The organism is Haloprofundus marisrubri (assembly GCF_001469955.1).
Lineage (GTDB): Archaea > Halobacteriota > Halobacteria > Halobacteriales > Haloferacaceae > Haloprofundus > Haloprofundus marisrubri.
The window spans coordinates 508,744-520,945 of sequence record NZ_LOPU01000029.1; the positions used below are offsets into that span (position 1 = coordinate 508,744).

12 protein-coding genes are annotated in these 12,202 nt (G+C 65.7%); 7 read left to right on the top strand and 5 right to left on the bottom strand.

All coding sequences use genetic code 11. The features are described 5' to 3' along the window. Window positions 1-26: 26 nt before the first annotated feature. Entirely contained in the window at window positions 27-548 is a 522-nt protein-coding gene (locus AUR64_RS12990) for a DUF7509 family protein (protein ID WP_058582371.1), read from the bottom strand. Window positions 549-734: 186 nt separating this feature from the next. Here AUR64_RS12990 and AUR64_RS12995 point away from each other — a divergent pair, with 186 nt between their 5' ends. From AUR64_RS12995 to AUR64_RS13010, 4 genes are all read left to right on the top strand, one after another. Continuing rightward, window positions 735-1,106 (top strand): winged helix-turn-helix domain-containing protein, encoded by a 372-nt coding sequence (locus tag AUR64_RS12995; protein ID WP_058582372.1) that lies wholly within the window; start codon window positions 735-737, stop codon window positions 1,104-1,106. A gap of 61 nt (window positions 1,107-1,167) precedes the next feature. After that, window positions 1,168-1,692: a hypothetical protein gene (locus tag AUR64_RS13000; RefSeq protein WP_155120610.1), complete on the top strand. Its 525-nt coding sequence runs from the start codon at window positions 1,168-1,170 to the stop codon at window positions 1,690-1,692. A gap of 83 nt (window positions 1,693-1,775) precedes the next feature. Continuing rightward, window positions 1,776-2,504, top strand: coding sequence for a nucleoside phosphorylase (locus AUR64_RS13005; protein WP_058582374.1), 729 nt, complete (start codon window positions 1,776-1,778; stop codon window positions 2,502-2,504). A gap of 7 nt (window positions 2,505-2,511) precedes the next feature. Beyond that, on the top strand, window positions 2,512-4,026 hold the full coding sequence (locus AUR64_RS13010) for a universal stress protein (RefSeq protein WP_058582375.1): 1,515 nt from the start codon (window positions 2,512-2,514) through the stop codon (window positions 4,024-4,026). Window positions 4,027-4,060: 34 nt separating this feature from the next. Here AUR64_RS13010 and AUR64_RS13015 read toward each other — a convergent pair whose 3' ends face one another. Beyond that, complete coding sequence (locus AUR64_RS13015) at window positions 4,061-5,236, bottom strand: NAD-binding protein (RefSeq protein WP_058582376.1); 1,176 nt, start codon at window positions 5,234-5,236, stop codon at window positions 4,061-4,063. A 108-nt stretch (window positions 5,237-5,344) separates the two neighbouring features. Here AUR64_RS13015 and AUR64_RS13020 point away from each other — a divergent pair, with 108 nt between their 5' ends. The 3 genes from AUR64_RS13020 (at window position 5,345) to AUR64_RS13030 (ending at window position 8,163) form a co-directional block, all read left to right on the top strand. Then, window positions 5,345-6,577, top strand: coding sequence for a potassium channel family protein (locus AUR64_RS13020; RefSeq protein ID WP_058582377.1), 1,233 nt, complete (start codon window positions 5,345-5,347; stop codon window positions 6,575-6,577). After that, window positions 6,574-7,788 carry a potassium transporter TrkA gene (locus AUR64_RS13025; RefSeq protein ID WP_240479611.1) on the top strand — a complete coding sequence of 405 codons (1,215 nt, stop codon included), beginning with the start codon at window positions 6,574-6,576 and terminating at the stop codon, window positions 7,786-7,788. Before AUR64_RS13020 ends, AUR64_RS13025 begins: the two co-directional genes overlap by 4 nt. 102 nt (window positions 7,789-7,890) lie before the next feature. Next, entirely contained in the window at window positions 7,891-8,163 is a 273-nt protein-coding gene (locus tag AUR64_RS13030; RefSeq protein WP_058582715.1) for a ubiquitin-like small modifier protein 1, read from the top strand. Window positions 8,164-8,390: 227 nt separating this feature from the next. Here AUR64_RS13030 and AUR64_RS13035 read toward each other — a convergent pair whose 3' ends face one another. From AUR64_RS13035 to AUR64_RS13045, 3 genes are all read right to left on the bottom strand, one after another. Continuing rightward, the gene (locus AUR64_RS13035) at window positions 8,391-9,470 is read right to left on the bottom strand and encodes an SDR family oxidoreductase (RefSeq protein ID WP_058582378.1); all 1,080 of its coding nucleotides are present in this window, start codon (window positions 9,468-9,470) and stop codon (window positions 8,391-8,393) included. Continuing rightward, window positions 9,467-11,035 carry a succinic semialdehyde dehydrogenase gene (locus AUR64_RS13040; protein ID WP_058582379.1) on the bottom strand — a complete coding sequence of 523 codons (1,569 nt, stop codon included), beginning with the start codon at window positions 11,033-11,035 and terminating at the stop codon, window positions 9,467-9,469. The genes AUR64_RS13035 and AUR64_RS13040 overlap by 4 nt, the downstream gene beginning before the upstream one ends. Window positions 11,036-11,221: 186 nt before the next feature. Then, entirely contained in the window at window positions 11,222-12,058 is an 837-nt protein-coding gene (locus AUR64_RS13045; RefSeq protein WP_058582380.1) for a cytochrome B, read from the bottom strand. Window positions 12,059-12,202 lie beyond the last annotated feature (144 nt).

Sequence of the window (12,202 nt, forward strand, 5' to 3'; positions counted from 1 at the left end):
CCGCCCCAGTCGCAGGTTTCTGACGCTCACTCCTCGGGCGGAAACGGAAGGCTGCCGTCGCCCTCGCGCCGCATCACGTCGCGGACGAACAGTCGAACTCCGTCGACGAGGTCGCCCTCGTCGTCGTACGCACGAACCGTCGCGTCCCACCGGTCGGCGACGGCGCGAATCATCGCACTCCTGACGCCTGCTTCGTGGACGAACAGCACTCGCTCGCGTGCGTGGTCGGACATATCCTCCAACACCGCGCCGACTTCGATGCCGACACCGAGGTTCTGGCCGTCGGCGGGGACGACGAACACGACGGCGTTGCTGGCGCGGGCGAAGCGCAGCGACTGCGTCCCGGCGTCCATCTCGTCTAAGTCGATGTCCGCGTCGGTGGCGAGGAAGGCGTTGAATCCCACGTCCCTGAGGTCGTCGCGGAGACGTTCGAGGAAGGCGAACATCTCGCTGTTCTCGCCGTGGTGGGCCTTGTACGGCCCCATGAGGTAGACGAGGAAGCGCCGATACTTCGTCGGTGGGAGGGTGTCGAGGAGACGGTCGCGCATCTTTGCGGAGTCGTTCTCAGTGCGGTAGTATAAAAATAGCGGGTGTTTCAGGAGTAGTTGACTCAAGAAGTGTTAAGGTATCACGGAGTAGATACAGAGTATCAACGGCGTATATACTACGTGAACGACCCCCATCGTAACCCAGCAAGAGCGGCACACTAATCCAGAGTCAGACGGCCCAAACAAATGTCCAAAGCCAAACACCCCCACATCCCCGAACTCCCCGAGGACGGCGTCCTCACGCTGAGCGAGTACCTCGCCATGCAACGCTCCATCGGCGAGGAGACGCGCTACCGCGTACTCGCCGAACTGCTGCGCGAGGGCGAACTGAGCGCGAGCGAGTTGGCCGACAGCCTCGACAGCCCCTCGAACCGCCTGCACTACCACCTCGACAAACTCGTCGACGTCGGATTGGTGGCGAATCGGAAGCGGCGCGAACGGGGGAAGGACGGTCTTTACTCGTACTACACGGCGACGGCGCTCGGCGAGGCCATCATGACTCACGGCGTGAGCGAACTCATCGCCGAGGAGCGCGAACTGCTGCAGCGGTACGGCTGAGTTCGAGCCAGTTCGTACTCAGTGAGCAATACTTTTCTCCGGCCGCAGAGTCCTCGAACTGATGCCCTCCAGACGAACGTTTTTAGCCACGTGTGGCGCGGTGCTGTCGACGTCGGTTGCCGGATGTACGGAACTGGTGACTTCGCCCGACTTCACCAGCGGTGCGAGTACGTCCGCTGACTCGGCGGTGCTTCGTTATGGACCGACACCGACCGACGGTGCGCCGTTCGCAGCCAAGGTGTTCACAACCGCCGAGACGGCTCGCTCGGAAATCCACTGGGATGCGCTCCCCGAACCGTACCACGAGTACCGTGACATCGACTTCTCGGAGTCGTTTCTCGCGGTTTACGTCACGCGCTATCAGGTGCTTCCGCCAGGGCAGTTCAAGGGCTGGTGTCCGCTATCGAAACTTGACGGCGACGAGTTCGTCTTCGAGTTGAAACTGGAGACGTGGCCACCGGTTGCCGGAAATCGTGTTCAGGTGCAACTCGAACAGTGGATGCTCAACGGAAACGAGCCACCGAAGCGGGCGCGAGTCGACGTTTCGCTCGTCGATTATCGCACTGAACGGATTTGTACGGACTGAACCCCGAGAAATCTCGAACCCGACATCGTTGGAGCGGTCTACGATACCAATCAGTTTTTCTCCGCGACGCGTGAGCCACGACTATGGCAAAACAGCCGCACCTGCTCGTCGAGGACGGAGACGTACACGACATCGCGCTCATCCCCGGCGACCCGGGCCGCGTCGACCGAATCGCCGACCAGTGTGAGAACGTCGAAGAGGTCGCACAGAACCGCGAGTACAAAATCGTCAACGCCGAGTACGACGGCGTTCCGCTCACCATCTGTTCGACCGGTATCGGCTGTCCATCCGCCGCCATCGCCGTCGAGGAACTCTCACGCGTCGGCGTCGACACCGTGATTCGCGTCGGTACCATCGGCGCGCTACAGGAACACGTCGAAATCGGCGACATGATTGTGGCGACGGGTGCGGCCAAAGAGGAAGGCACCTCGAAACGCTACGAGTCGGAAGTGTACCCGGCAGTCCCCGACTACGGGGTTCTGACGGCGCTCGTCGATTCCGCGGAAGCCAACGACGAGGACGTCCACGTCGGCCCCATCGTCTCCGACGATGCGTTCTACAACGAGTCCGACGAGTACGTCGAGGAGTGGAACGCGGCGAATCTGCTCGCCATCGAGATGGAGGCAGCCACGGTGTTCTCGCTCGCCCGCCGCAAGGGGATGCGCGCTGGTGCCATCTGTACCGTCGACGGCAACCTCGTGAAGGGCACGCAGAAAGGTGCGGACTCCGACGACGAACTCCCCGAGAAGGCGAAGAACAACGTCGAGCGCGCCATCGCCATCACGCTCGATGCGGTGACGACCGTCGCCTGAGTCCTGAATGTTCGACCGGGTGGTGAGACGAGTCGGCGACGTGCTCCGGCGACTCCGCCGCATCGAGCGGCGGGAACTCGTGGAGTTGCGGCGCTGGATGGAGAACACCAGCAACCTCGTCCACCTCTCGGTACTCGTGTTTGTCCCGCTTCTCATTGCGCTCGTCACCCACCTCTCGAATCTGACGGCGCTGTCGTTTCTGCTGTTTCCACCGCTCGCGTCCGGGACGTACACGCTGTTTGCGGACCCGGAAGGTCAGTACGCGGACCCGATTCGGTTCGTCGCGGGGTTCGCGGCGGGTGCGGCCGCGGGATGGCTCGCCGAGGCCGTCGCCGTCACGCTGTTCGGGCCCGTGGGTTCGACCACCGTTAGCCCCGTCAGCGCTGCGCTGGCCATCTTCTTCGCCGGGGCGGTGACGTGGGGCCTCGACGTGGAGGAACCGGCGGCGTACTCGACGGCGCTGCTCGTTCTCGTCGCCGTCGACGCCGAACCGTGGGAGTATCTTCTCGCGGTCGTCGGTCTCAGCAGCGTCGTCGCGTTCGTGTTCGTGCTTTGGCGCTCGCGCTTCTACGAACGTCGCGCGCAGTATCTGTACGGAACCACCCGCGGCGACGACCACGTTCTCGTCCCGATGCGCGGCGAGACGGCGACGAAGACGGCGCTGTTCGCCGCGCGACTCGCGGCGGCCCACGAAGCCGGGAAAGTCGTTCTGCTCGATGTGCTCGACGACCCCGAACACGCCGCTGCAGAGCGGGCGATTCTCGACGACGAACTGTCGGCGGCGACGAGCGGCGTGTCCGCCGACACCGACATGGCCGCGAAAAGCGAGTCACGGCGTTCCGATTCGGTCGACCCCGAACCCGCCGAAGCAGTCGACGATGAAACCGCCGAGGCCGTCGACGACGCCGCCGACAGACTCCAGACCGAAGCCCAACGGATTCGAACGCGAATCGGGGTCCCTTGCGAAGTCGTCGTCGCCAGCGGGTCACCCGGTACTGTGGCCGTCCGCGCCGCCCGCGAGACGAACTGTGACCTCGTCGTAGTTCCGTTCGAGTCCGAAAACGGCCACCTCTCGGGCGTCGTCCGCACCATCTTCAACGGCCCGACCGACGCCGTCGCGTTCCGTTCTCGAACCGGGAAGGAGCGATGGCGACGTATCCTCGTCGCTGTCTCGCGGCCCGGCGACTCCGCACACGCGATGATAGATTTCGCCGAGCGACTCGCTGGACGCGGCGGTCACGTGAGCATCTGTACCTGCATCAGCACCGAAACCGAACGACGTACCGCCGAGAACAAACTCGCCAAACTCGTCGAAACGACGCGGGGACACGTCGAAACGCGCGTCGCCCGCGCGGACATCAAATCGTTCATCGCGGCCAACGCCGAGGCGTACGACCTCGTCGTCATCGGGTCCAGCGGCGACCGAAGCGCCGCGTCGCGCTTCATCTCACCACCGACGTTCGAGCGCCTCGAATCGCTCGACTGCGACCTCGCGGTCGTCGACCGCGGGCGCGCGAACTGAGCGGACCAGCGGCGTTCGAGTCCGTTCTCAGTGCTCAGCGCTCTATCGAGCGGTCGTGCAGCAGTCGCTCTGCGACGTCTTCGATACCCTGTCCGCCGAGCGCCGACGCCGCGAGTAGATGGCCACCGAGCGCCGCGGGACTGATAACCGTGTTCGCACCCGCCCGTTTCAGCTTCTGGACGTTTCCGCGCTGTGTCGCTGCTGCGACGATGGGCACGTCGGGGTTCAACTGTCGGGCGGTGAGAATCGCCAGCGCGTCCTGTGCGTCGTCGTTCGTCGCGGCGACGACGGCGCGCGCCTCCTCGATGCGGGCGCGCTTCTGAGGTTCGTCGTCGCTCGGGTCGGCGGTGAGCACGTGGTCCCCACGCTCGGTCAGTTCCTGTGCGCGGGCGCTGTCGCGGGTGACGACGAGATACTCCGCCTCGTCGCGCAGTTCTTCGAGAATCGGTTCCGTCAGTTCCCCGTACCCGAGTACGAGGACGTGGTCTTCTAGAAGCGAGAGTTGTGTGTCTGTCATGCGTCCGAGTGTTCTGGCGAATCGAGCCTCGATAGCGGGCGTCAGGAGCGTCCCGAGGGCGACGGCGAAACTCGCCGTGCCGGTCAGAAGCACCGACATGGCGAACAGTTTTCCGGCTTGGCTGGCGGGCGTCACGTCGCCGTAGCCGACGGTGCTGGCGGTGACGAGCGTGAAGTAGAACGCGTCGACGACGGTGTCGACGGTGCCGAACTCGTCGCGGAGTGCGTACGTCCCTACCGTTCCGTACAGTTGCGCGAGCGCGATAGCGGCCAACGCCGCCTGCTGGGTCGTCGAGAGTTCGGCGCTCTCCTCGAAGTGACGGCGGTTGAGCAACACGACCGGTAGCGCCAGAATCGAGAGCACGACGAGCGGGTACGCGAGCGGACTCGACTGCAGGAGTCCCTGTGCGGCCGACAGCGGCAGCAACAGAACCGCCGTGTACCAGCCGATTCGGAGCCCGTTTCGGAGCGCGTAAACGCTCGCCAAGAGCAGAAACCCGGTGAACGCACCGGTGAACGCGGCCGCCTGCTGGACGAACGGCGGAACGTACGCGGCGAGCGGACCGTCGACGCTCGGCACGTCGAGTCCGAGGATGCCGAACCCGGCGACGCCCGTGACGACCGACAGCGTCGCTGCGGCGAACGTGAGCGCGACGGCCAGTCGCGCGCCCAGTCGTTCTCGATTCACCTCCATACCACCGGAGTGGTCCGCACTGACACATAAATTCGCCCGAACCGGTTCGTCCTCGCTACCGCTGTTAGCTTCGGTAGAGGTTTATCCGGGGACACCCGTGGCGACGCTATGGCAGAATCGATTCCGTTCGAGATTCTGCGGGGTCTCTATCTCGGCGTTCTCACGGGAATCATCCCTGCGCTGGTCTCCGCGGGTCTCGGCTTCGTGTTCAAATACTTCACCGGCGTCTCCATCCCCGGGTTCGGTGTGGTCGTCTTTGCACTCGCCATCGCGGGTGCCAACGGCGGCCTCTTGGCGCTGAGCGACGACAGCCTCACCGCCGGACAACACGGCTTCGCGCTCACCATCGCCATCCTCGTCGTGTTGATGCTGTCACTGTACGCGCACGCACAGGGCGACAAACTCGGCGGCAGCCTCCCGAAACGAATCACGTTCAAATCGCTCCGCGAGCGGACGCTCTCGGGTGACGTGGTCGAACTCGTCGGCGGCCGCCGCCGGGTGACGGTCACCGTCGCTGGCGACGTCGACGACATCGAAGGCTACCCGCCGCTGTCGCCTTCGCTCCGCACGGAACTGAGAGATGGCGAGTGGGAGTTCCCGGCGGACGTCCCACTGTCGGAACTCGAAAGCCGACTCGCCGAGCGACTCCGAACCGACTACGACCTCGCGGAAGTGACGGTGACGCTCGACGAGAACGCCCGCGCGAGACTGGCGGCCGCGCCGCCGGTCGGCGGCCTCTCGAAGCGTCTCTCGCCGGGCCAACGTGCCGTTTCGGTCGAGACGCTCGTGCCGACGGGCGTCGCCCGCGGCGAGTCGGTCACGCTCCGGACACCCGACCGAACCATCGACGGGACTGTCGTGACGGTCAACGCCGCCGAACCGTCGGCGAGTTCGGCGACGCCGGACGCCGACGACGCGGAAAGCGATGAGGACGAAGACGAGAAACCGGCCGTCGTCCCCGCGGCCCCCGTCGCCGCCGGCGGCGAGGGTCGACTCACCGTCGCCGTCGACCGACCCGACGCGGAGGCGCTGTTGTCGACGGGCGCACCACAGGTCGTCGTCCGGTCACGGGGAACTCGCCGCGAGTTCGAGTTGACGACGCTACTGCGGCGGGCGGGCCGGCGGATTCAGCGACTCTCGGTCCGCTCCGACGGCGCACTCGACGGGACGACCCTCGGCGACGCCGGCGTCCGCGACGCCTACGACGTGGCCGTGCTCGCGGTTCGGCGCGACACGTGGCGCTTCGCGCCGCGCGGCGACACGCAACTGGCAGCGGGTGACGAACTGTTCGTCGTCGGGTCACCGGGTGCGCTGTCGGCGTTCGCGGAGGTGGTCGCGTGAGGGGCGTCGGGTCGCTCGCGTCCGTCTGGTTGCAAGTCGCGACAGAGGAACCGCTCGGTGCCGAGACGGGGTTCGTCGGCGACGCGCTCTACATTCTCGGCCTCGCGTTCGCCGCCGCCGTCGTCGCCGCCGTCGGTGCGTTCGCCTACCGGTGGTACTTCCGGGAACGGCCGCCGCGGGGACTCACCGTCCTGCTCGGCCTCTCTGCCGTCGTTCTCTATCTCAACACCGCCAAACTGAGCGACATCGCGCTCGGAAACGGCGGCGACGAACTGTTCGTCGTCGGCAACGTGCTGTTCAACCTCGGTGCGCTCGCGGCCGCCACCGTCGCGGCCCCCGTCGGCGCGCAGGTCGGCGACACGCTCGCCCGAAACACCTCGGCGTTCTCGGGAGTGCGCGAAATCGAAGGCGAGGTGAGCCGAGTCGTCCGCTCTGTCGGCCGCGTTATCTCGGTGACGCTCCCCGACGAAATCGACGATATGGCCGAGTACGACCCCGTCGCCGACGCGACGAAGGAGGCGCTCGCCGGCAAGACGCTGTTGTTCCCGCGACGGCTCACGGTGGCCGAACTCCGAGAGCGACTGGTCGCCCGCCTCCGCGAGGATTACGGCGTCGGTCACGTCGACCTCGATTTGACCGACGACGGCGAAGTCGAGTATCTCGCCCTCGGCAGTCGCCTCGCGGGTATCGGCCCGACGCTCGCCCCCGGCGGCGTCGCCGTCGCGGTCCGCGCCGACCCGTCGCTCGACGCCAGTCCCGGCGACACCGTGCAGGTGTGGCGCACCGACGACGAGGGACCCGCCCGAGTGCTGACCGGCGAACTCCGCGCGACGACCGACGACACGGCGACGCTCGCCGTCGACGAAGCGGAGGTCGACCGTCTCGACGGCGCACAGTCGTACCGCCTCGTCACGCTGCCGGTCGACCCCGGCGTCGACCGACAGTTCGCGGCACTGCTTCGAACCGCCGACGAGACGATGGGCGTCATCTCGGTCGCCGAGACCGACTCGGGGACGCACGCGACGGTCGGCGACTTGGCGACGACAGTCGTCGCAATCCGGCCGGCGGACGGTCTCGTCGAAGCCATCCCGCCCCGGTCGCGGGAACTGTCGACGGGCGACGCGCTGTACGTCATCGCCCGCCCGGACGAACTCCGCCGTCTCGAACGGACGGTCGGAACGGCGACGGGGACCGTCGGCGACGACGACTGACCGGCGGTGACGACGGCTGTCGTCGCCTCGAACTCCACTGAACTCCACCGAACTTCGCAGAACCCCGCAATCCTCATGTCGACTGCGCGGCGAGTAGCGCGCATGCAGTGGAAACTCTTTGCGGACCTCGCGGAGACGGCCGGCACTCGAACCGTCTCGCTCGACGCCGACTGCGACACCGTCGGTGATGCGCTCGACACGCTGCTCTCGTCGCGCCCGGCGCTCGAAGCGCGCGTTCTCGACGACGACGGCGACGTGCGCGACCACATCAACGTTCTCCGAAACGGCGAGAACGTCTTCACCGGTGAGGGACTCGACACGCCGGTCGACGCCGACGACGAACTCGCGCTGTTCCCGCCGGTCAGCGGCGGCTAAATCCAAATTAGGACTCGTTGAGCACTCACACGACGGCTACGAGCGTTTATACCAGAGAACGCGGCCACCTTTCTCCGTGACCTGACGACGGCCGCGAGCGGGCCGAGGCGGGTGTGCGGCGTCTCCCTCGCGTGTCGGCGACGAGCGTGTCGACGGATGGACTCGTTGACGGACAGACGGACGCGTCGACGCCTCGTCTCACAGCGGTGACGCCGCCTGTTCGCCCTTCAGACCATCGCATCCGACGAAATTTCCGGATGCGCTCGCACGTACTCGACGAGTTGCGGTGCGTACGCCGCAATCGGCGGACAGGCGATGTCGGTGCCAGCGAGGTCGCGCCGAGCGTTGCCGTCGACGTAGCGGGTCGGGTGTGTGAGATAGTCGAGCGTCTCTGGGTCGACACGGAGCGCGTTCGCCGCCTGCGGGACGACATCGAGTAGACGCTTTCCAGCGCTCCCACCGACCGGAACCGTGACGGCGCGGCGGTCCATCGCCGCGGCGAGACACCGGACGAACGCCGGGACCGACAGCGGTGCCGGGTCGCAGAGCTGATACACCCGATTCGCCGAACGGTCGAGTCCGCTCAGGTGGTCGATAGCGTCGACGACGTAGTTTCGGGGGACGACGTTCAGTTCACACCGCTCAGCACCGCGTCCGAGCGGAACGACGGCGACCCGGGGTTGCCGCGACAGCAAGCGCACGAGCGAGTATGGGCCGTCGTACTTCTGGGTCGCTCCCGTCTCGCTGTCGCCGACAACGATTGCCGGTCGGTAGATAGTCGTCGGCAGTCCCTCGGCCATCGCGCGCTGAACTGCGACCTCAGCCAGATACTTCGTCTCCTCGTAGGCGTTGTTGAACGACTGCCCCACGTGGAGGTCGGATTCGGTGAACACGCCGTCGTGTCGACCGCTCACGTAGCAGGTGCTCACGTACTGGAACCGTTGGAGGTTCGGACAGCCCTCCGCGAACGCGAGTACGTGCTTCGTCCCGCGGACGTTGACCGCCATGCCGACCTCCCGGTCGACGCCGAGGTCGTACACCGCCGCGAGGTGGAACACGTCGGTCGCCTCGCGTTGGAGCGTCCGCCGTGTCTCTGCATCCAAGCTGAGCGACGAGTCAGTGATGTCGCCGTCGTAGAGCGTGAGCGACTCTCTCCAGTCGTCGCCGGCGAGTTCGGCCGCTCGCTCTTCGGCTTGGGTGCGATACTTCGGCTGGACGAGACACGTCACGTCGCGGCCGCGGCCGAGCAGTCGCTCGACGAGCGCTGACCCGAGAAATCCGGGAAAGCCGGTGAGAAAGACGGTCATCGAAGCCACTCCACGACACGTTTCTGTGCGCCGAGCAGCGCGACCATCCCCCGTTGCCACCACGCGTCGGGAATCGAATCCGGTGGCATCGTCGGCGCGCCACGGTCGACGGCGACCGTTTGGGACTCGGTGTACTTGCGAATCCCTTCGGGGCCGTGTCGCCGGCCGACGCCGGACTCCTTCATCCCGCCCATCGGTGCGTCTACCGACGACCACGCAGTTGCGTACGCGTCGTTGACGTTGACGGTCCCGCACTCGATTCGCTCGGCGACGGCCTCACCTCGCGCCTCCTCACCGGTCCAGACGCTTCCGTTGAGTCCGCGGTCGGAGTCGTTCGCCCGTTCGACCGCCTCGTCCTCGTCTTCGACTCGGTACACCGAGACGACGGGCCCGAACGTCTCGCTACGAAAGAGCGTCATCTCAGGGGTCACGTCGGTCAGAACCGTCGGTTCGTACACGTACGGTCCGCGGTCTGGCCGTGGCCGACCGCCGCTCAGGACGGTCGCACCCTTCTGAACGGCGTCTTCGACGTGCTCGGTCGTCTTTTCGAGTTGGTCGGCCGAGACGAGTGACCCGACTTCGACGTCGTCGCCGAACGCCGCGCCGACCGAGAGCGCTCGCGTTCGGGCGACGAACGCGTCGAGAAACGCGTCGTACACGTCGGTGTGGACGTACAGACGCTCCGTCGAGAGACACAGTTGTCCCGCGTTCGAGAAACAGCCGACGACCGCGTCGGCGGCCGCGGCGTCGACGTCGGCGTCGTCGAGGACGACACCCGGGTTCTTGCCGCCGAGTTCCAACGAGCAGTCGACGAGGTGTTCGCCCGCGAGCGACCCGACTATCCGTCCGACGTCGACGCTGCCGGTGAATCCGACGAAGTCGACGCTGGCCACGAGCGACTCACCCAGTTCGTCGCCGCGGCCGGTGACGACCTGTAACAGGTCCGAAGGAAGGCCACAGTCGACGAGCAGGTGCGCGGCGTAGAGAGCGGTAAACGGCGTCCCTTCGTCGGGTTTGAGGACGACGGCGTTACCCGCCAGAAGCGCGGGAATCGCGTCCGAAATCGACAGCGTCAGTGGGTAGTTCCACGGTGTGATGAGGCCGACGACGCCGACGGGACGGTAGTTGACAGTTACCTTCGAGAGCAGCGGAAACACCGACGAGCGACGCTCGCGCTGTAGGTGGTCGTCACCCTGTGTCGAATAATACTGTGCGGTGAGCGCGACGTCTAGGAGTTCGACGAACGCGTCCCGCTTCGACTTTCCCGACTCCGCCTGCATTAGTTCCAGCAGTTCCTCGCGTCGGGCGAGGAGTCTGTCGTGAAACCGACTGAACACCGCCGCTCGTTCCTCGAAGGGTTGTGCGGCCCACTCTGACTGCGCCTCTCGGGCGCGTCCGGCAGCGTCGACGACATCCTCCGCTGTCGCCGCCGGAACCGTCCCGAGAGACTCACCGGTAAACGGTGCTTCGACCGAGAGCGACGCCGACGAACTCGTCTCCGCGGCAACCGTACGTAACGCGTCGAGGTCGGCGGTCGGGCGAACCGACGTAACTTCGCTGTTCATGCGTTCTGTTGGGCGAGTGACCCATTGAATGGTCCGGTCCGGCGGGTTCGACAGCAGGGCAGATGTTACGACGACCTTCTCGGCTGACGCTACGTCTCGGCGAGTCGGTATCCATTGACTGGAAATCGAGAGAGAAGGAAATCGAGAGAAACGAAAGGAGTCCGAGAACGGTGGCGGTTGGGTTCGTTACTCGGGACGCGGACGGGCGACGAACAGCGTCTGCACGACGCTGAATGGGTCGTACACCGACTGGTGGCACTGGCAGTAGACGGCGTTCGCACCGCCGAACGTCGCCGAGGACCCCGTGGTTTTGTAGCCGGGGACACAGCAGAAGTGCGTACACTTGTTCAGCCAGGCGATGACGCCTTGGGAGGTGCTCGCGTTGAGCCACTCGTTGTTCTGGGCGGCCTCTTCGATGCGTTCGCTCCGAATCATCTGCACCGGGATGACGTCCTCGGCGTCTTGGGAGCGCCAGTTTCCGGCGGCTGGTTTACCGATACCGGCCTCACCGATACCGTTGCCCCACGTCTCGTAGTCGTCGAAGTCGCTGATGTTGAACCGGTCTCCCTCGGACTTCGACTCCTGTTGCCACGCGTACGGCGGTGCCGAACCGGAGCGGAAGTAGTTGTCGCTCTCGTAGGTGGGGTCGAGGCCTTCGTAGGACTCGACACCGCAGTACTGGAACCACTCCGAGGAGTACGTCGTCCCGCCGAGTTGCGTCTGTGCCAGTTGCACCTCGACACCGTTCTGCTCGACGGTCTGGACTTCGGGCCAGACACCTCTGATGTAGCCTTCGTCGTCGATTTCGATGGGAATCTGGGGCATCCCACGCGGTGCTGGCCCCGCGACGTTCTCGATGGCGTACGCCTGCGTCGAACCCCCACCCGCACCCGAAGCGTTCGTGGTGGCGTTGATGCTCGTAGTCCCGAGGACCCCGACGCCTGCGAGGGTAGCGCCGCCGACGACGCCTTTGACGAACCGACGTCGGCCGGATTCAGCGGGATACTTGTCGCTTTCGCTCATAGCTATGCCTTGGAGTGACCGATAAAAAGACTGACGAAGTGGGTGGGGGGTCCGTTCGCCGTCGCCGAAATCAGGTTGGGATGGAGCGCTCGAACTCCGGTTAGCTATATAGGTCACTTAGCGAGCTTTTTACTCCTCGCTGGT